Here is an 18,236-nt window from a genome sequence, read left to right on the forward strand (position 1 = left end):
CTACCCCACGAAAGGGCGGACACCCCATGAGCGTCACCCCCCTCTTACCGTCCCTGGGCAGTGACCAAGGCTCGGCCGCGGACGACCCCATACGTCTCTACTACAGCCACAAGACGCAAGAGATCCTGCACAAGTACGGTCCGGGCCCCCGTGTCCACTTCCACGTGGGGCTCTACCCGGACGGCCCGCCGGACAGCACCGTCCCCCAGTACGTGCTGAAGCAGCGCCTGTTCGACGCACAGGAGCGGATCGTCGAGCACGCCGCCCGGTCGTGGGGCGCGTACGAGATGCCTCCCCGGCGCCTGCTGGACATCGGCTGCGGCCTGGGCGGGACGTCGCTGTACTGGGCGCAGGAGCACGGAGCGTCGGTCACCAGTCTCACCGTCGCGGCGGAACACATCCCGATCGTCCGGCACTTCGCGCGGCGCGCCGGGGTCGGGCAGCGGGTGAAGCCCGTACTGGCGGACGTGCACGAGCTGGACGAGACCTGCGCGTACGACGCCGTCTACGCCAACGAGAGCAGCGGCTACACCGACCGGACCCGACTCTTCCAGGTCGTCGCCAAGGCGCTGGAGCCCGGCGGATGGTTCGGGATCCAGGAACACTTCGTGGGCCGCTCCACCTGGCGCGAGTTCATCGACGGCTACTACAGAACGCGACTGGGAGTGAGAGGAGAGTACCTTGCCGCGGCCGAGACCGCCGGTTTTGAACTCGTGCACGAGGAGGACGTGACGGACTCGGTGGCGGAGTTCTGGGTGCAGTCCATGGCGTGGAACACCGCCGAACTCGACCGGCTCCGCGCGGGCGCCGGCGCCGAGCCCGGCGCCTGGACCGGCGAACGGCTCGAACAGTCGACGCTCGCGCACAGCAGGTTCTTCCGGCTCTGGCGCGACCACGCGGTGCAGACGCGGTTGCTGCGCTTCCGGCTTCGGAGCCGCCGATGACGGCGTCACCCGCACCCGCACCCGCACCCGGACCGGCACCGGCACCGGCACCGGCACCCGCACCCGCACCGGCACCGGCACCGGCACCCGAACCCACCCCTCGCCCCTCGCTCCTCGGTACGCGCCTGCCGTCCTTCTACTGCCCCCTGGAGCGCGACCTCGTCCATCCCGAGGCGAAGCAGGTGGAGGAACTGGCGGTCGAGTGGCTGGACGCCTTCGGCATCTATCCCGATCCGGTCGAGCGCGCATGGGGTCTCGCCACCCACAGCGCCGACTTCTCCTGCCGCATCGTCCCCGACGGGAACGTGGACGCCGTCCTGCTGTTCGCCCAGTGGAACTACTGGGCCAACGCCGTCGACGACTGGCAGGATTCGGGTTCCGACGAGGTGGGGACGGGCGCCGTCGTCGAACACGGCGTACGTCTGCTGCGCACCATCGAGGACCCGGGGGCCTCGGTCCTGCCCGACGGACCGATGACCCGTGCGCTGCTGGACCTGGTGCGCCGCACCCATGCGGCGCTCACGCCCTACGAGCTGCGCAGGTTCGTCGAGGGGACGCGCGACTGGCTGCTCGGAGCGGCCTGGCGGGCCGCCCGGGCCGAGGCCGGGATCATGCCGGGGCTGAACGACTTCGTCGCCATGGGTCCGCTGGCGAACGGGACGCGCTTCTCGCTGACCTGGTCCGACGTCGCACGCGGGGACCGGCTGCCGCCGGAGGTGCTCTGCTCCCGTGCTCTGACGGCACTGACGGATGCGGCGGGATTCGTCGTCAGCGCGGACAACGACCTGTTCTCCTACGACAAGGACGACCACCTGGAGCCGAGGGAGGTGAATCTGGTCAATGTCCTCGCCCACCAGGAGAACTGCTCGCCCGCCGAGGCCGTGCCGCTCGCGGTGGCCCTGCGCGACCGGGTGATGGTCCTCTTCATGACGCTGCGGGCGCGGGCGGAGGCCGGCGCGAACCCGGAATTGCGCCGGCACCTGGCGGCGTTGGGCCACTACGTGGCCGGCTCCATCACCTGGCAGAGCCGGGCACCCCGGTACGCGAGCCCGCGCAACCGGCACGAACTGCCGCTGCTGGATGCCCGGTTCGCGATTCGGTTCGCCGAAGCCCCCAGCTTTGCCGGAACCGAGCCGCCGGACGTGCCGGCCCTCGCTTCCTGGTGGCAGCGGTTGCACGACTGAGGGGTGGCGAGGGCCCCGGCCGATGCGGTCGGGGCCCTCGGCCCGGAGGCTGGAAGCCGTCAGCCGTCAGCCGTCAGCCGTCAGCCGTCAGCCGTCAGCCGTCAGCCGTCAGCCGAGGCCGAGCAGCCGCCGCCACCAGCTGACGGCGCGGTGGCGGCGACCCGCGACCGCGGGCGCTACCACGGGCTGCGGCGGGACGGCCGCGTGGACCGGGCCCCCCGCCGGCTGCTCGGCCTCGGGCTGCGCCTTCGCTACGGGGCGCGGGGCGAACCGTACCGGCAGGGACAGCAGGTGGCGTGACATGAGGGTGCCGCGCCATTGCAGCTCGCTCGCGTCGACCGCCAGTTGGAGGTCGGGCAACCGGTCCAGCAGGACCTCGATGCCGGTGTCCGCGATGGCGCGGCCGATGTCCTGGCCCGGGCACTCGTGCGGCCCGCTGCTGAAGGCCAGGTGGGAACGGTTGCCATGGACGGAGGCCGCGGGATCCGGCCGGATCAGCGGGTCCGCGTTGCCCGCGGCCAGCCCGAGGAGGATCATGTCGCCGGCCTTCACCTGCCGGCCGCCGAGCAGGGTGTCACCGGTGGCCCAGCGCCCGATGATGGTGTTGATCGGCGGGTCGTCCCACAGGACTTGCTCGAGGGCGTCGGGCAGCGTCATGTGGCCCCCGGAGAGGCTGGCCCGGAAGCGCGGGTCGGTCAGTACGGTCCGCAACGTGTTGGCGATCAGGTTCGCGGTGGTTTCGTAGGCCGCGATCAATACGACGCGCAGGTGCATCAGCACCTCGGTGTCGCTCAGGTTCGCGGGGTGCTCGATCAGCCAGGAGGCGAGGTCGCGCACGGGCCTGGCCTTGCGCTCCACGACCAGCTGTTCCAGCGTGGAGGTGACGTAGCGGTCGCTCTGGAGCGCCGTTTCGGTCCCCTGGAGCATGTCGCGCGCCGCGTTGACCAGCAGGGGCCCGTGTTCGTCGGGTGCCCCGATGAGCTGGGTCATGACCAGCATCGGGAGCTGGTCGGAGAAGGCGGACACCAGGTCGGCGTACCCTTCACCCGCGATCTGGTCGACGAGCTGGTTGGCGAAGCGCGTCACGTAGCGGCGGATGCCGCGCTTGTCGAAGCGCTCCAGGGACTCCACCACGGCCGAGCGCAGCCGCTCGTGAACGGGTCCGTCGGTGAAGTTGCACACCGGCACCCAGGAGACCATGGGGCCGAGCGGGGTGTCGGCCGGCACCCGGCCCTCTTTCATGTCGCGCCACCCGCGCGGGTCGCGGGCGAAGCGCGAGGACGTGCGCGCCACGTCCAGGTTCTCCCGGTGACCGAGGACCAGCCAGGCCGGAAGGTCCCCGCTCACCAAGACGGGTGCCACCGCCCCGTGTTCGGCGCGCAGTTTCTCGTACAGTGCGAGGGGATCGGCCTGGGCCTCCGGTCCGTGGAGCCGGTACAGGCCGCCGGCGGTCGCCGCCGCCGCGTGGGCGGGGCACTCGGGCGGTGGGGTGGGGCTGGTGGGGCCGGTATTCACATTGCCTCCTGGGTGGCTGCCTGGGCGTGCAGGTAGCGCATGAGGGTCAGCAGGACATCGCGGGACGAGTCCCGCCGTCGGGCATCGCAGACGAGGATCGGGACCGCGGGGGGCAGGTCGAGGGCCTGGCGCAGCTCCTCCAGCGGATGCTCGGGTGCGCCGGGGAAGGAGTTGACGGCCACGACGAAGGGGACGCCCCGCTCCTCCAGCCGTCCGATGACGTCGAAGCTGATCTCCAGTCGACGGGTGTCGAGGAGGACGACCGCTCCGAGCGCGCCCTCGAAGAGCCCGCGCCACAGGAACCAGAAGCGCTCCTGGCCGGGAGTTCCGAACAGGTACAGGACGAGCTCGTCGTTGATGCTGACGCGGCCGAAGTCCATGGCGACGGTGGTGGTGACCTTGCGGTCCACGCCCCAGGTGTCGTCGACGCCGACGCCGGCCCTGGTCATCGTCTCCTCGGTCGTCAGCGGCCTGATCTCGCTGACCGCACCGACCATCGTCGTCTTGCCCACGCCGAATCCGCCGACGACGACGACCTTCACGGCGGCCGCCGCCGTCTGCGGGAGCATGTCCGCCTCGCGCGGCCCGGCGGGCGGGTCAGAGCTTCTGAAGTCCATCGATCACTGCCTCGATCAGAGCAAGGTCGGGTAGCTGCGCGGCGGGAACGGGCGGGCGGACGTACACGCGTCGAGCGGCCATCAGGTCCCCGACCAGCACGGTGACGACGCTCACGGGCAGGCCCGCGTACGCGGCGATCTCGGCCACCGACAGCGGTGCCTGGCACATCCGCAGGATGGCCGCCTGTTCGGGCTGCATCTCGGGCCGGGCGGACCCTTTGGCCACGACTAAGGTCACGAGGTCCAGATGGACGGCCGTGGAGGGTCCACTGCGTCCGCCGGTGATGACGTAGAGCCGTTCGGGGCTGGCGTCCTCCCAGCTCGCGGGCGGCTCATTCACGCGGGCTGCCCGTCATGTCGGGGCGGGCTGCTCAGGTGGTCCCCCATTCGGGTCACGAGGTTGCGCATCTGCGCGCCCATCAGGCCCGCGTCCACGCCCTCGTCGGCGAGGACCGCGAGGTAGGAGCCGTCGCCGGCGGCCATCAGGTAGAAGAACCCGCCGTCCATCTCGATCACGACCAGGCGCATCCTGCCCTCCGAGCGGGGCAGTTCCGCGGCCACCGCTCCGGCCAGGCTCTGCAGGCCCGCGCAGGCCGCTGCCAGGCGGTCGGCCGTGTCGGTCTCGGCCCCGTACTGCGCCACGCAGAGCCCGTCCGCGGACAGCACGATCACGTGCCGCGTCTGCGGCACTCCGGCCGCGAGGTCCTTGAGCATCCAGTCCATGCTGCTGATTCGCTGAGTCATCATGCTTACGCCCCCTTGGTCGCTGAACCCGACGTTCCTTCGGTGCCCGGCACCTCGTGGCCGGGCGTGCCGGACAGTCCGCTGTGGAACGCCTCCAGCCACATTCCGGGGCCGCCGTCGTCCGCCGACCGGGGCTCCGCGGCCGGCCGGGCGTCGGAGGTGGCCACGCGGTCCTTCCGGCGGCGCTGCGGCAGGCCGTTCGCGGTACGTGCGCCGACCTCCGCCTCCCCGGCGGCGACGGGTGCCGGCCTGGGCACCGGAGCCGGCCGGGGCGTGCCCGTGCCCTGCGACGAGCGGTCGAAGGGGTGCTCGCGCGGGGTGGCGGCCACGGCCCTGGGCCCCGAGGAGGAGCCGATGCCGTGGGCGAGACCGGTCGCGGAGGTCGCCGTGGTGATCAGGTGCTGCGGCACGATCACCACGGCGCGGACGCCGCCGTACGCGGACGAACGCAGGGACACCTGGAACCCGTACGCCTGCGCCAGCCGGCCGACCACCGCCAGGCCCAGCCGCGGCGTCTCGCCCAGGTCGTTCAGGTCGATGCCGGACTGCGCCTGCGCGAGCATCTTCTCCGCCCGGGCGCGGGCCTCCTCGCTCATGCTCAGTCCGCCGTCCTCGATCTCCACGGCGATGCCCGACTGGACCTCGACGGCCGTGAGGTGGACGCGGGTGTGCGGCGGCGAGTACCGGGTGGCGTTGTCCAGCAGCTCCGCCAGGGTGTGGATCAGCGGCTCCACGACGGGACCGACGACGGCGACCTCGGTGACCGAGTGCAGATCCACCCGCTGGTAGTCGATGATCCTCGACATCGCGCCGCGCATCACGCTGTACAGGGTGACGGCCCTGCTCCACTGGCGGCCGGGGCGCGCACCGCCGAGGACCGAGATGGAATCGGCGAGCCGGCCGATCAGGGCGGTGCCGTGGTCGAGCCGCAGCAGGTCACCGAAGACGTCCGGGTTGTTCCCGTGCCGGTCCTCCATCTCGCGCATCTCGTGCGCCTGCTGGTGGACGATCGCCTGCACGCGTCGGGCGACGTTCACGAAGGCCCGCTGTGCCGAGTCGCGCAGGCTCTCCTCGTTGTCGACCGCGTCGACGACGTGGGCCAGGACGGCCTGGAGGGCGGCCCTGAAGCGCGGGGTCAGGGCCTCGTCGTCGCCCCAGCGGGTGCCGTGGCCGCCGCGCCCTCCCAGGGCGGTCAGCACCTCCTCGGCCGGCTCGCCCTTGCGCAGTCGCTCGATGGCCTCGGGCAGGACCGCCTCGGACAGCCGGGCCGTCTCGGTCTGCTGCCGGGCCAGGGCGTGCTGGAGGGCTGCGACCTGGGCGCGCCCGGCGGCGAGCGCGCGGCCGCGCCGGCGTGCCTCGACGAAGACCGCTGCGGTGCACACGGCGCCGACGGCGATCAAGGCGGTGCCGAGCGGTGCCGAGGGGGAAGCCAGCGCGCCCACCAGGCAGGCGGCGGCCACGACCGCGATCGCGGGCAGCATCCGGCTCGCTCTTCCCTCCAGGTGGGGACTTTCGGGGGGAGTACCTCTTTGCTCCATCGGCGTCCTCGAACTATCGAAAAGGGGGACCTTCTGACCGGTGGGCGGGAGCATAACTACGCCCAACTTCGCTGATGTGGGCTTTCGTTGGAGTTCATCGGACCGGAGGAACCGATATGCGCCATCGATGGCGTCGAATTCCGGCAAGGGAAGGGGGGGCGCGTGCGGCGTGCGGCGGCGTAACGGGAGGTCGGCGGCGTGCCGACCCCGTGCGCGGCGCGGGTATCCGCGGTCGTGTTCCGACCGGTTCGGCCGCATCGCCCCGTCCTTCGGTGGCGCCCCGGACGGAAATGCGCTAGGGGTGCCCCGCCGATCGGACCGGGCGGCGCGAGCCCGGTTCGATCGGCGGGGCACCTCTTAGGAGCGCGGCTCGGGCGCGGCCGGGCCGAGGCCGGTGACCAGGACGTCGAGGGCGAGGTCGGTCGCTTCGTCCAGCGGCGTGTCCTCGAGCAGGGAGCCGACGGCCAGGGCCGCGAGGCCGTGCACCACGGAGAAGGCGACCTGGGCGAGCCGGGCGGGGTCGCCCGCCCGTACGACGCCCTCCTGCTGGGCGAGGGAGAGCAGTCCGGCGGCGATGTCCAGGCTCTGGTGGCCGAGCTCGCGGAGCTCGGCGCTGGAGTGGTCGGCGCGCTTGGCCGTGAACATCAGGCTCAGCAGCGGGGCGTGCGCAACGGCGAAGTCGATGTACGCGCGGCCCATGCGGGCGAGCCGGCCGGTGACGGGGCCGGGCTCGTCCACGGCGTCCCGCAGGCGTGCGTTGAGCCGGGTGAAGCCGCCCACGGCGAGCGCGTCCAGCAGCGCCTGCCGGTCGCGGAAGTGGCGGCCCGGCGCCGCGTGGCTGACGCCGAGGTCCCGCGCGAGGGCGCGGAGGGAGAGGCTGTCCGCCCCCGAGGTCGCGAGCACGTCTTCCGCGCGCGCCAGCAGGGCCTCCCTGAGATTGCCGTGGTGATAGGGCGCATCGGCGTCGGCCAAGGCGGTCTCCTCCCTCGATGTTGTCATTGACAACAATGTTTGCTCTGTCTACATTCAAGTATCGACCATCACCCGGAGTCCCGGAACGGAGCGCCGACCCATGTCTATGACATACCGCGGAACCACAGCCCTGATCACCGGGGCGAGTGCAGGCCTCGGCGTCGAGTTCGCCCGGCAGTGGGCCGAGCGCGGAGCGGACGTCGTCCTCGTCGCCCGGCGCGTCGACCGGCTGGAGGAGCTGGCGGCCGACCTGGAGCGCCGGTGCGGGGTCACGGCCCGCCCGATCGCCGCGGACCTCGCCCGGCCCGGGGCCGCGGCGGCGCTGCGTGCGGAGCTCGACGCACTCGGCGTACCGGTCCACACGCTGGTCAACAACGCGGGCTTCGGCACGCACGGCCCCTTCGCCGGCGAGGACCCCACCCGGATCAGCGAGATGATCCAGCTCAACGTGCTCGCGGTGACGGAGCTGACCAGGGAGTTCCTGCCCGGCCTGACCGCCGACGGCCGGGGTGCCCTCGTCACCGTGGCCAGCGCGGCCGCCTACCAGCCGACCCCGGCGATGGCGGTCTACGGCGCCACGAAGGCCTTCGTACTGAACTTCACCGAGGCCGTCGCGTACGAGACGCGCGCCTCCTCCCTGCGGGTGCTCGCCGTCTCGCCGGGGCCGGTCCGCACCGAGTTCTTCGACGTCGTCGGCAGCCGGGACGCCGCCGTGGGCCGCATGGCCACTGCGGAGCAGGTCGTCACCGCGACGCGCCGGGCACTGGAACGCGGCACGACCCCGCCCAGCATCGTCGTAGGCTTCGGCAACCGACTCTCGGCCACGGCGTCCGCCCTGGCACCCCGCCGCCTCGCGCTGACCGTGGCGGGGCGCATGCTCAAGGCGTGACCGGGCGGGAACACCGAGCGCTTCAGGGCGCACTCCAGCACCGGAGAGCGGGCCGTCGCAGGGGTGACGACCCGCCCTCCGGCACTTCAGGGAACGCAAGGGAGCCGGACGCCCCCCGTGTGGCCTCCGGCTCGGGCGCCCGGCGGGCGACTGCGGGACGGGCCTACCAGGCGGCGCGGCAGTTCAGCCCGCCACCTTGTCCTTGGCCGTGGCGCCCTGGAACGATCCGGAGTAGAGCTTCTCGAGAAAGCTAGGCGGGCCGGATGCCGCCCGGCGGCACGCACCGGGATGATTCGGGTCTCCACCCGGTGCGGGTGGCGGGCGCCCTCCCTGCAACTCCGGCGGTAGCCCGACCGTGCGGCCGCGGTAGCCCCGGGCCTGCGGCAGGCCCATGGCCCGGCCGCCTGATGGACCGTAAGCTGCGCCGATGCACGCTGGATCGGGATTCCTCGACGGGCTCGGGGGAAGGTACCGGCCGCTGGCCGTCGACTCGTTGCTCGCGCTGGGCTACGTCGGCGCCGGGCTGTTGTTGGGGCAGGAGCAACCGCCGGCCGGATGGCGGCCCGTGGACGGGCTGGGAGCAGCCCTGACCGCCCTGGTGGGCCTGGTCATGGTGGCCCGCCGCCTCGCGCCCGTCACGGTGTTCGCCGCCAGCGGTGCACTGTGGGTCCTGTTCATCGCCTGCGGGTACTGGCCCGTGGTCAATTCGATGCCCCCGCTCCTGGGCCTGTACACGGTGGCGGCGACCCGCCGCCCCCGCACCGCGGTCGTGTGCGCGGCCGTCGTGGCGGGAGCATGGTTGTACGCCGGGATCGCCAACATCGAACACAGCTCCATGCCGACCGTCCTCGCCCAGGCGGTCCTGTTCCCGGCCGTCGTCCTCGTCGTCGGGCGCGGCTCGGCAGCACTCGCCGAACGGAACAGGCAGTTCGCCGAACTCACCTTCCAGCTGCGCGGACAACAGGAGGAGAGCGCACGGCAGGCCCTCACGGAGGAGCGGGTGCGCATCGCGCGGGAACTGCACGACGTGGTCGCACACCACATGTCGGTGATCTCGCTCCAGGCGGGCATGGCCTCGTACGTGTTCCCGACCGACCCGGCGGCGAGCCGGCGGGCCCTGGACACCATCGCCGACACCAGCAGGGAGGCACTGGAGGAGATGCGTCGGATGCTCGTACTCCTGCGCGTCGGCCAGGAAGGACGGCGGGACGGACCGGGGGAGGACGGCGCCGCGTACGCCCCGGCCCCCGGGCTCGACCTGCTGGACAGGCTGCTGGAGCGGGTGCGGGGCGCGGGGGTCGAGGTCACCATGGAGGTCGCGGGATCCCCGATCCGGCTTCCGCAGGGCATGGCCCTGTGCGTCTACCGAGTGGTCCAGGAGGCGCTGACGAACGTGCTCAAGCACGCGGGACCGACCAGGGCGGCCGTGACCATCCGTTACGAACGCCACACCATCGTGGTGCGCGTGACGAACGAGGGGGACGGCACGTTCCGGCCAAACAAGGAGATGTCACCTGGTCACGGCTTGATCGGCATGAGGGAGCGCGCGAAGATCTACGGCGGGTCGGTCACCGCCGGCCCCCGCGCCCTCGGCGGATTCGAGGTACGGCTCACCCTTCCGGCGCCCACCACCAGTGACCGGCCGGGTGGTCTTCCGGCCCCGGGCACCGGGGACGTCCATATCCGATGAGGACCGAATTCCCCGATGCCCACGGTACTGGTGGTCGACGATCAACTGCTCATCCGTGCCGGACTGGTGTCCCTGCTGAACGCCGTGCCGGGGCTGTCCGTGGCCGGCGAGGCGTGCGACGGGGAAGAAGCCGTCCGGCTGGCCGAGGCCACCGCACCCGATGTCGTCCTCATGGACCTTCGGATGCCGGGCACGGACGGCATCACCGCGACGGAACGCATCCTGCGCCGCGCGGGTGACAGGGGTGACACACCGCCCAGGATCCTGGTGCTGACCACCTTCGACCTCGACGAATACGTCTACAACGCGCTGCGTGCGGGCGCCTGCGGGTTCCTGCTCAAGGAAACGCCCCCCGAGCGCCTGATCGCCGCCATCCACACCGTCGCCTCGGGCGACATGCTCTTCGCGCCGACCGTCACCAGACGCCTGATCGAGGCGTACCACCCCGGGCCCACACCGCCGGGGGCGATCGCCCCGGAGTGGCACACCGTGACCGGCCGCGAGCGCGACGTCCTCCGCCTCGTCGCCACGGGTGCGACGAACGCGGAAGTCGCCCGGCAGCTGTTCATCAGCGAAGCAACCGTGAAGACCCACCTCAACCGCGCGATGGCCAAGCTCGGGCTCTCCAGCCGCGCCCAGGTCGTCGTCTTCGCTTACGAGACGGCGCTCGTGACCCCGGGCGGCCCGACGAGCCTCCCCGGCTCCGGCCCCGCTGCGGGCGGGTCGGGCTGAGCGTCCGGGGGAGTCCCGCGCGCAGCGGCCTCCCCGCCCCCACAATGGAGGCCGACGAGCGGGAGGGGAGCGGGCATGGCGGACGAGCAGGCCTCGGTGCGGGTGGAGCGGGACGGCCCCGTGTACACGGTGATCCTGAGCAGGCCGGAGGTACGCAACGCCGTGGACGGTCCGACGGCGGCACGACTGGCCGATGCCTTCCGGGAGTTCGAGGCCGATGAGGGTGCGGCCGTCGCCGTGCTCTGGGGCGAGGGCGGAACGTTCTGCGCGGGCGCCGACCTCAAGGCCATCGGAACCGAGCGCGGCAACCGGGTGCTCGCCTCCGGCGACGGACCCATGGGGCCGACCCGGATGCGGCTCGGCAAGCCGGTGATCGCGGCCGTCGCGGGGCACGCGGTGGCGGGCGGCCTGGAGCTGGCGCTCTGGTGCGACCTGAGGGTCGCGGAGGAGGATGCGGTGTTCGGCGTGTTCTGCCGCCGCTGGGGCGTCCCCCTGATCGACGGCGGTACGGTGCGGCTGCCCCGCCTCATCGGCGAGAGCCGGGCCATGGACCTGATCCTGACGGGCCGTCCGGTCCCGGCGGCCGAAGCGCATGCGATCGGGCTGGCCAACCGCGTGGTCCCCACGGGCCGATCGAGGCGCGCCGCAGAGGAACTGGCCCACGAGATCGCGGGGTTCCCCCAGACCTGCCTGCGCCACGACCGGTCGTCCGTCCTGGAACAGCACGGACTGGCCGAGGAGGACGCGCTGGCGGGGGAGTTCCGGCACGGCCTGGTGCCCTTGACCGCGGGTGAAACCCAGGCCGGTGCGGGCCGGTTCGCCGCCGGTGAGGGCCGGCACGGCGCCTTCGGACAGTAGCGGGCCGGGCAGCCGTACCGGTGCACCTCGCGTGGCTGGCGGTGCGGCTGCGCTGCTGCTGCACCGACCCGCAGGTCATCGCCGAGGTCGTGCAGGAGACGCATCCGGTCGTGCGGCGGGCTCCTTCACCGGGAGCGGCCGTCGGCTGGCTGCGGACGATCGCGGCCCGCCCCGTGGCGCCGGCGGCCGGGGGAGTGGCGCTGGTGGCCACCCTCGGCGGTGACGTCGGCGACACCCGTTTCCACCGGGCGGCCCGGTGCGGTGCGCCGTGCGTCCGGATCCTGCCCTCCGCACGGCCGTCCGCCTCCTTCCCGATACCACCAGCGACGAATGCCGCGCCCGGGGGCTCACGGATGCTGCTGCGTCCCGGCGCGGTGGGCGGTAGCGCCGCCAGGGGTCGACGTGTGGCGCCCGTCACGGCCGGGCCCGGGAACCCGGCCTCCGGCGGCTTCGACTCCTGTCGTAGAGCGGCGTATCGGCCGGGCGATCGGAAGGAACCATCGGATGAACCGCAGGAACGTGCTCCGGGCCCAAGTCGCTGTCGGCGCCGTAGCCGCGTTGGGGGGTGCCGCCGGGGTGGCCGCGGCGGCGGAACCGCGACCCGCCGGGAAGCCGGCGGGGCCGTTACGCGTGCACGTCGTCATGTACGACGGCGTGGAGGAGCTCGACTTCGCCGCGCCCTACGAGGTCTTCTCGGCCGCCCGGTTCTTCACCGACCGCGAGGTCGACGTCCGCTACGTCAGCGCCTCCGGGCCCGGCCCCGTACGCGCCGCCTACGGCACGCAGGTCAACGTGGAGCACGCCTGGGCCCCGCGCACCGCGGACGTGCTCCTCGTGCCCGGCGGCGGATACGCACGCCGCGACAGCCCCGGAGTGTGGGCCGAGATCCGCAGCGGCGTCCTCCCGCGGAAACTGGCCGCGGCGGTGCGCCCCGGCCTGACCGTCAGCGCCGTCTGCACGGGCACCATGCTGCTGGCCGCCGCCGGGCTGACCGCGAACCGCCCCTGCACCACCCACCACAAGGCGCGCCCCGACCTGGAGAAGCAGGGCGGCGTCTTGAAGAACGCCCGTGTGGTGGACGACGCGGACCTGGTCACCGCGGGTGGCATCACCAGCGGCTTGGACCTCGCCCTGTGGCTCGTACGCCGGGAACTGGGTGCCGACGCGGCGACCGGCGTGGAGACCATGCTCGAATACGAGGCCCGCGGCACGGTGTGGACCCCGCCCGCCGCTCGGCGGTAGCCGCAGGTCAGCGGTGCAGTCGCCGCGTCCAGTCCTCGGGTACCCGGCCGGCCGGGCCCGGGGCCGGCTGCTCCGCCGGATGATCGCGCGGAGCGGTCAGTTCGGGGCCGGAGTCGTACAGCGCGTCCGTGTCGTAGTTCCAGAACCACTCCTCGCCCGGCTCGAAGCTCTGCACCAGGGGGTGGCCGGAGGACTTCCAGTGGGCGGTGGCGTGCTGGGCCGGCGAGGAGTCGCAGCAGCCGATGTGGCCGCACTGGGCGCAGCGCCGCAAGTGGAACCACCAGCCGCCCAGCTCGTCGCACTCGACGCAGCCGGTGCCGGTGGGCGCGGCGCTCGGGTCGATTCCCTCGATGTCGCTCATACGGGCTCCTCAGCCGTCTGGGTCCGGGTCTCGGTCGCGGATCCGGATTCGGTTTCGGCCTCGGGGGCCGGGGCGGTCAGCGGCAGCAGCACCTGGAACCGGGTGTCGCCCGGGGTGGACTCGACCTGGAGGCTGCCGTGGTGCTTGTTCACGACGATCCGCCAGGAGATGTCGAGGCCCAGACCGGTGCCCTCGCCGACCGGCTTGGTGGTGAAGAAGGGGTCGAAGATGCGGCTGCGGATGTCCGCCGGGATGCCGGGTCCGGTGTCGCGGAACTCCACCAGCAGGCGGTCGCCCTCGCGCGCCGTGCGGACCGTCAGCGTGCCCTCGCCGCCGGTGCTCCCGATGGCGAACACGGCGTTGTCGATGAGGTTGGTCCACACCTGGTTGAGCTCCGCCGGGTAGGCGGGCACGTCCGGCAGGGAGCGGTCGTACTCCTTGACCAGCCGCACCCGGGAGCCGATCTTGCCAGACAGCATCAGCAAGGTGCTGTCGAGGAGTTCGTGGACGTCGACGACCCGGTACGGGGCCCGGTCGAGCTGCGAGTACTGCTTGGCCGCGTCCACCAGGTGGGAGATGCGGGTGGTGGAGTCGTCGATCTCGTCCATCAACAGCTCGGTCTCGACCGTGTAGTTGAGCCAGCCGATGGCCGACGGCAGGATCTCCTCCGCCACGGTCGCCGCGACCTGGTCCAGCCAGTCCGTGTCCAGCCCGGCCTGCACGAAGGTCGGGGCGAGCCGCCAACCCTCCGCGATGCCGTGGTCGTCGAGCCAGTCGGCGAGTTCGTCCTCCCGGTCGGAGGCTTCCAGCGGGCTGAGCGCCGTCGCCTTCGCGACGCGTTCGACGGTGCGCTCCTGGATCTCGATGAGGTCGGCGATCGTCTCGCGCGAGTACTGGCCCTGGGAGATGTGGGCCAGCTTGTGCCGCATCTTGCCGACCCGCTCCCGCAGGGTCGCCGTGGCCCGGACGGCCGCCGCCGCCGGGTTGTTGAGCTCGTGGGTGAGGCCGGCGGACAAGGACCCGAGCGCCAGCAGCCGTTCGCGCTGCCCGATGGCCCGCTGGGTGTTCTTGGAGCCGAAGAACAGCCCCTCCAGCAGGTGCGCCGCCATCGGGAACCACTCCTGCATGACGTCCGCGAACGACTGCGCGGGCAGCACGAAGAACCGCGTCGGCTCGGTCACCCGCATCGAGTTGGTGTACGTCTGCGGCACCTGGTCGCCCAGGTACGCCTGCATGGCCCCCGCGTACACGCCGCGCTGCGAAGTGCGGCTCACCTCGACGTCGTCGCCGCCGACCCGGCGGTACAGCACGACGGTGCCCTCGATCATCACGTAGAAGCAGGTGGCCGGGGAACCCTCGGTGTAGACCGGACCGGCTTCGAACCGTTCCACCCGCCCCTCGTCGCACAGCCGCCCGAGCTGCTCCGGGGTGAGCTTCTCGAACAGGAACAGCGAGGCGATCTCCTGCGGGTTGCACGGCACGGCCTGCCCGCTCATGACTGCTCCAGGTACCGGTGGACGAGCATCACAGCCATGGCTCCCTCTCCGACGGCGGACGCGACGCGCTTCGCGGACTGGGCGCGCGCGTCGCCCGCCACGAACACGCCGGGAACGTTGGTCTCCAGGTGGTACGGCGGCCGGTCCAGTTCCCATGCGGCCGGCGGCCGCCCGTCCGGGGTGAGGTCCGGCCCGGTCAGGATGAAACCGTGTTCGTCGCGCAGCACCGTACCGTCCAGCCAGTCGGTCAGCGGGGCCGCGCCGATGAACACGAACATCCATTGGGCGTCGACGAGTTCGCTCCCCGTGCCGTCCACGTCCCGCAGGGTCAGCTGCTCCAGGTGCCCCTCGCCGTGCGCCGCCTCGACGACGGTCCGGGTCCGCACGGTGATGTTCGGCGTCTCTTCGATCTGCTGGATCAGGTAGTACGACATGGACGCCGTCAGGGACTCCCCGCGCACCAGCAGCGTCACCGACTTGGCGCCCCGCGCCAGGTACATCGCCGCCTGCCCGGCCGAGTTGGCGCCGCCCACGATGTACACGTCCTGCCCCTGGCAGGAGGCCGCCTCGGTGAGCGAGGAGCCGTAGTACACCCCGCAGCCGGTCAGCTGGTCGCAGCCCGGCGCGCGGAGCTGCCGGTACGACACCCCGGTCGCCAGGATGACGCTGTGCGCGGCGATCGCCGAGCCGTCCGAGAAGCGGACGACGCGCGCCGCGCCGTTGACCTCCAGTCCCGTGACCTCGCGCGCCGTGAGGATCTCGGCGCCGAACCGGCCGGCCTGGCGGCGGGCACGCTCCGTGAGCTGGGCACCCGACACGCCGTCCGGGAAACCGAGGTAGTTCTCGATGCGGGAGCTCTGACCGGCCTGTCCGCCGGTCGCCGACCGCTCGACCAGTACGGTGCGCAGCCCCTCGGAGGCCCCGTACACGGCGGAACCGAGCCCCGCCGGGCCGCCGCCGATGACGACGAGGTCGTAGAAGTCGGCCGCCGGCGTCGTCGCGAGCCCCACGTGGGAGGCCAGCTCGGGCGCCTCCGGTTCGATCAGCGCGGTGCCCTCGGGCGTGATGACCAGCGGTAGCCGCTGCCCGTCGGCCCCGGCCGCCTCCAGCAACCGCCGCCCCTCCGGTTCGTCGGAGGAGTACCAGCGGTACGGCACCTGGTTGCGGGCCAGGAACTCGCGCACGTCCGAGGAGCGCGCCGACCAGCGGTGCCCGACCACCTTGGTGGCGGGTACCGGACGGTAGTCGCTGGTGCGCCAGGCCGTGAGCAGGTCGTCCACGACCGGGTAGAGCTTCTCCTCCGGCGGGTCCCAGGGCTTGAGCAGGTAGTGGTCGAGGTCGACGACGTTGATCGCGTCGATCGCCGCGTTGGTGTCGGCGTACGCGGTGAGCAGCACGCGCCGTGCGCCCGGGTACACCGCCAGGGCCTGCTCGAGGAACTCGATGCCGTTCATCTGCGGCATGCGGTAGTCGGCGAGGATCACCGCCACCAGGTCGCCGCGCAGCTTCAGCTCGCGCAGCGCGTCCAGCGCGGACTCGCCCGACTCGGCCCGCACGATCCGGTACTCGGCGCCGTAGTGCCGCCGCAGGTCACGGGCGATGGCCCGGGAAACTCCCGGGTCGTCGTCCACGGTCAGGATGACGGTCCGCGCTGTGTCGGCGGCCTGTGCCATACGTCGTCTCCACCCCGAGTGCTCTGGGCGGGCGGCCCGGCGAGCCGCCCGCGCCGGTTCCCGCCCATCGTAGGGGCGATCCTCCGGGACCGCTCCGGGACGATGCGGACCGTGCGCTCCAGGTACACACCCGGTCGCTCCTGGTCAATGGACCGGTCAACGGACCGTCGTGCCCGCCCCGACCCATCCGTCGCCGCCGAGGGGGAACTCGTAGCCGGTCCGCCCCTCGCGTCCGCTGGTGCGGAACGGATTGCCGTTGTGGTCGATCTTGAGGGTGCCGTGGCGGGAGCCGCTGGACCAGGACAGCTCCAGGTACCAGCTCACGTCGTGGGCGGAGGTGGCGGCTTTGATGTAGAACACCTCAGGTTCTGACTCGCTCACCGAGAAGGGGAAGTCCCGCTGGCCCGGCAGGGGCGCGACGGCCGGGCGCGCGGAGTCCAGGGCCACGCCGAAGGAGCGGGTCGGGACGCCGGCTCCGCAGCCCACCCCCGGGTAGCCCATGGCGTAGTCGTTCCAGGGGAGCGGCGCACGCTTGGCGACCGTACGCACGGCCAGGCCGTCCAGCACCACCGTGTCCGCGCCGGAGCCCTGCAGGGTGAGGGTGACGTACTGCTCGCCCGCGGGTACGGCCCCGGCTGCCGCCACCCACGCGGGTGCGTCCCGTTCCACGGGGGGCGGTCCCACCTGGGCCGGGGGCTTGTCGATCAGGTAGTGCTGGCCGCAGGGGGCCTCCCAGGTGTGGGGGCGGGTGGTCACCTTCACCGGCGCGCCGGCGGCGGTGTCGCCGGCCCGGCTGCTGCCGTTTCCCGCGGCGGGGGTCGCGGGCGTGGCGTCCGAGGACGAGGACGCGGACGCGGACGGCGACGACGGGGCGGACGGGCCCGAGGATGGGGACGGGGACGGGGACGGGGGCGGGGCGTCCTGGCCGTCAGGGGACTTCTCCCCGGCGCGGGACCGGCTCGTGGCACCGGCGGGGCTGTCGCGGACGTCGGTGCCGCGTTCCGGCGGGCCCGAGTCGAGGGTGAGCACGCCGGCCAGGGCGGTGGCGGCGGCCACGACCGTCACCGCGATCGCGGCGAGCACGGCTCCGCGCGGGCGAGGACGCCGGGGCGGCGCGGTCGGTTCGGCGGCGGTGGTCACTCCTGCGACCCGGGCCGCCACCGCGGCCCCCACCGCGGCCCCCACCGCGGTTCCCACCTCGGCCACTTCGGGTGGGTCCGTCGCGTCGTGGACCTCGGACGTGCCGACCGGAAGGGTTCCGGTTCCAGCGGGTGCCCCGGACCTCTCCTGCACGGTGCCGCTCGTGTCCGCGCCCTTGCGCGGGCGGTTCGTATCGGCCCGCACCCAACTCCGGTGCAGGGCCAGGAGTTCCTCGGGCGAGGCCTTGCACAGGCGGGCGAGCCGTTCGACCGGCGCGTAGTCCGCCGGGACGACCTCGCCGCTGCAGTAGCGGTGCAAGGTCGACGCACTCATGTGGAGCCGTTTGGCGAGCGTTCCGTAGCTGAGGCCGGACCGGTCCTTCAACTCCCGCAGCAGCCCGGCGAACCCGGATCCAGCAGTGTCCTCCGACACCGTTCCTCCCACCCGTGTCCTGTCCCGCATCCCAGGAACAGGTTGTTCGTGCAGCTCAGAGCCCATGCCGGCATCCCAGCGTTCCTGATGGCCCAGCGGATGTGGCGGCTGGGACGGATGATCGCTCAGGCTGAGGTCATCCAAGCACACCGCTCCCGGCGGCCGGTCCCGACGGACCCCGACCGGGCGCTTCCGTCATGCCCATGAAA

Annotated in this window: 17 protein-coding genes and 1 pseudogene; 8 read left to right on the forward strand and 10 right to left on the reverse strand. The window is 72.6% G+C overall.

The window, feature by feature from the left end:
* Window positions 1–26 precede the first annotated feature (26 nt).
* Together OG594_RS40985 and OG594_RS40990 are read left to right on the forward strand one after the other, a co-directional pair.
* The gene (locus tag OG594_RS40985) at window positions 27–944 is read left to right on the forward strand and encodes a cyclopropane-fatty-acyl-phospholipid synthase family protein (RefSeq protein WP_266607463.1); all 918 of its coding nucleotides are present in this window, start codon (window positions 27–29) and stop codon (window positions 942–944) included.
* A complete protein-coding gene (locus OG594_RS40990; protein WP_266607464.1) occupies window positions 941–2,128 on the forward strand; it encodes a hypothetical protein in 1,188 nt (395 codons plus the stop codon). Before OG594_RS40985 ends, OG594_RS40990 begins: the two co-directional genes overlap by 4 nt.
* A 108-nt stretch (window positions 2,129–2,236) precedes the next feature.
* Here OG594_RS40990 and OG594_RS40995 read toward each other — a convergent pair whose 3' ends face one another.
* The 6 genes from OG594_RS40995 to OG594_RS41020 all read right to left on the reverse strand — a co-directional run bounded on the left by OG594_RS40995 (window position 2,237) and on the right by OG594_RS41020 (window position 7,541).
* Complete coding sequence (locus tag OG594_RS40995; protein WP_266607465.1) at window positions 2,237–3,643, reverse strand: cytochrome P450; 1,407 nt, start codon at window positions 3,641–3,643, stop codon at window positions 2,237–2,239.
* A complete protein-coding gene (locus OG594_RS41000; protein WP_266607466.1) occupies window positions 3,640–4,260 on the reverse strand; it encodes an ATP/GTP-binding protein in 621 nt (206 codons plus the stop codon). Before OG594_RS41000 ends, OG594_RS40995 begins: the two co-directional genes overlap by 4 nt.
* Window positions 4,241–4,600 (reverse strand): DUF742 domain-containing protein, encoded by a 360-nt coding sequence (locus tag OG594_RS41005; RefSeq protein ID WP_266607467.1) that lies wholly within the window; start codon window positions 4,598–4,600, stop codon window positions 4,241–4,243. Before OG594_RS41005 ends, OG594_RS41000 begins: the two co-directional genes overlap by 20 nt.
* Window positions 4,597–5,004 carry a roadblock/LC7 domain-containing protein gene (locus OG594_RS41010; RefSeq protein ID WP_030713382.1) on the reverse strand — a complete coding sequence of 136 codons (408 nt, stop codon included), beginning with the start codon at window positions 5,002–5,004 and terminating at the stop codon, window positions 4,597–4,599. Before OG594_RS41010 ends, OG594_RS41005 begins: the two co-directional genes overlap by 4 nt.
* 5 nt (window positions 5,005–5,009) lie before the next feature.
* Window positions 5,010–6,485, reverse strand: a complete 1,476-nt coding sequence (locus OG594_RS41015; protein WP_266607468.1) for a sensor histidine kinase KdpD — start codon at window positions 6,483–6,485, stop codon at window positions 5,010–5,012.
* A 414-nt stretch (window positions 6,486–6,899) separates the two neighbouring features.
* Window positions 6,900–7,541, reverse strand: a complete 642-nt coding sequence (locus tag OG594_RS41020; protein WP_266607469.1) for a TetR/AcrR family transcriptional regulator — start codon at window positions 7,539–7,541, stop codon at window positions 6,900–6,902.
* 73 nt (window positions 7,542–7,614) lie between these two features.
* Here OG594_RS41020 and OG594_RS41025 point away from each other — a divergent pair, with 73 nt between their 5' ends.
* The 6 genes and pseudogenes from OG594_RS41025 (at window position 7,615) to OG594_RS41050 (ending at window position 12,925) form a co-directional block, all read left to right on the forward strand.
* Window positions 7,615–8,403, forward strand: a complete 789-nt coding sequence (locus OG594_RS41025; protein WP_266607470.1) for an SDR family oxidoreductase — start codon at window positions 7,615–7,617, stop codon at window positions 8,401–8,403.
* Window positions 8,404–8,830: 427 nt separating this feature from the next.
* Window positions 8,831–10,093, forward strand: a complete 1,263-nt coding sequence (locus OG594_RS41030) for a sensor histidine kinase (protein ID WP_266607471.1) — start codon at window positions 8,831–8,833, stop codon at window positions 10,091–10,093.
* Window positions 10,094–10,108: 15 nt separating this feature from the next.
* The gene (locus tag OG594_RS41035; protein WP_266607472.1) at window positions 10,109–10,825 is read left to right on the forward strand and encodes a response regulator transcription factor; all 717 of its coding nucleotides are present in this window, start codon (window positions 10,109–10,111) and stop codon (window positions 10,823–10,825) included.
* A 75-nt stretch (window positions 10,826–10,900) separates the two neighbouring features.
* A complete protein-coding gene (locus OG594_RS41040) occupies window positions 10,901–11,683 on the forward strand; it encodes a crotonase/enoyl-CoA hydratase family protein (RefSeq protein ID WP_266607473.1) in 783 nt (260 codons plus the stop codon).
* A gap of 9 nt (window positions 11,684–11,692) precedes the next feature.
* Window positions 11,693–11,916, forward strand: a pseudogene (locus tag OG594_RS41045) (RNA polymerase subunit sigma-24); the annotation flags it as partial.
* A 271-nt stretch (window positions 11,917–12,187) separates the two neighbouring features.
* A complete protein-coding gene (locus tag OG594_RS41050) occupies window positions 12,188–12,925 on the forward strand; it encodes a DJ-1/PfpI family protein (protein ID WP_266607474.1) in 738 nt (245 codons plus the stop codon).
* A gap of 7 nt (window positions 12,926–12,932) precedes the next feature.
* On the opposite strand, the gene OG594_RS41055 is transcribed toward OG594_RS41050, so the two are convergent.
* The 4 genes from OG594_RS41055 to OG594_RS41070 form a co-directional block, all read right to left on the reverse strand.
* Window positions 12,933–13,286 (reverse strand): UBP-type zinc finger domain-containing protein, encoded by a 354-nt coding sequence (locus OG594_RS41055; RefSeq protein WP_266607475.1) that lies wholly within the window; start codon window positions 13,284–13,286, stop codon window positions 12,933–12,935.
* Window positions 13,283–14,782: an ATP-binding protein gene (locus OG594_RS41060; protein WP_266607476.1), complete on the reverse strand. Its 1,500-nt coding sequence runs from the start codon at window positions 14,780–14,782 to the stop codon at window positions 13,283–13,285. The genes OG594_RS41055 and OG594_RS41060 overlap by 4 nt, the downstream gene beginning before the upstream one ends.
* Window positions 14,779–16,455: an FAD-dependent oxidoreductase gene (locus OG594_RS41065; RefSeq protein WP_266607477.1), complete on the reverse strand. Its 1,677-nt coding sequence runs from the start codon at window positions 16,453–16,455 to the stop codon at window positions 14,779–14,781. The genes OG594_RS41060 and OG594_RS41065 overlap by 4 nt, the downstream gene beginning before the upstream one ends.
* Window positions 16,456–16,611: 156 nt before the next feature.
* Window positions 16,612–18,027, reverse strand: coding sequence for a helix-turn-helix transcriptional regulator (locus tag OG594_RS41070; RefSeq protein ID WP_266607478.1), 1,416 nt, complete (start codon window positions 18,025–18,027; stop codon window positions 16,612–16,614).
* Window positions 18,028–18,236 lie beyond the last annotated feature (209 nt).

Origin of the sequence: Streptomyces sp. NBC_01214 (assembly GCF_026340975.1) — a bacterium.
GTDB lineage: Bacteria > Actinomycetota > Actinomycetes > Streptomycetales > Streptomycetaceae > Streptomyces.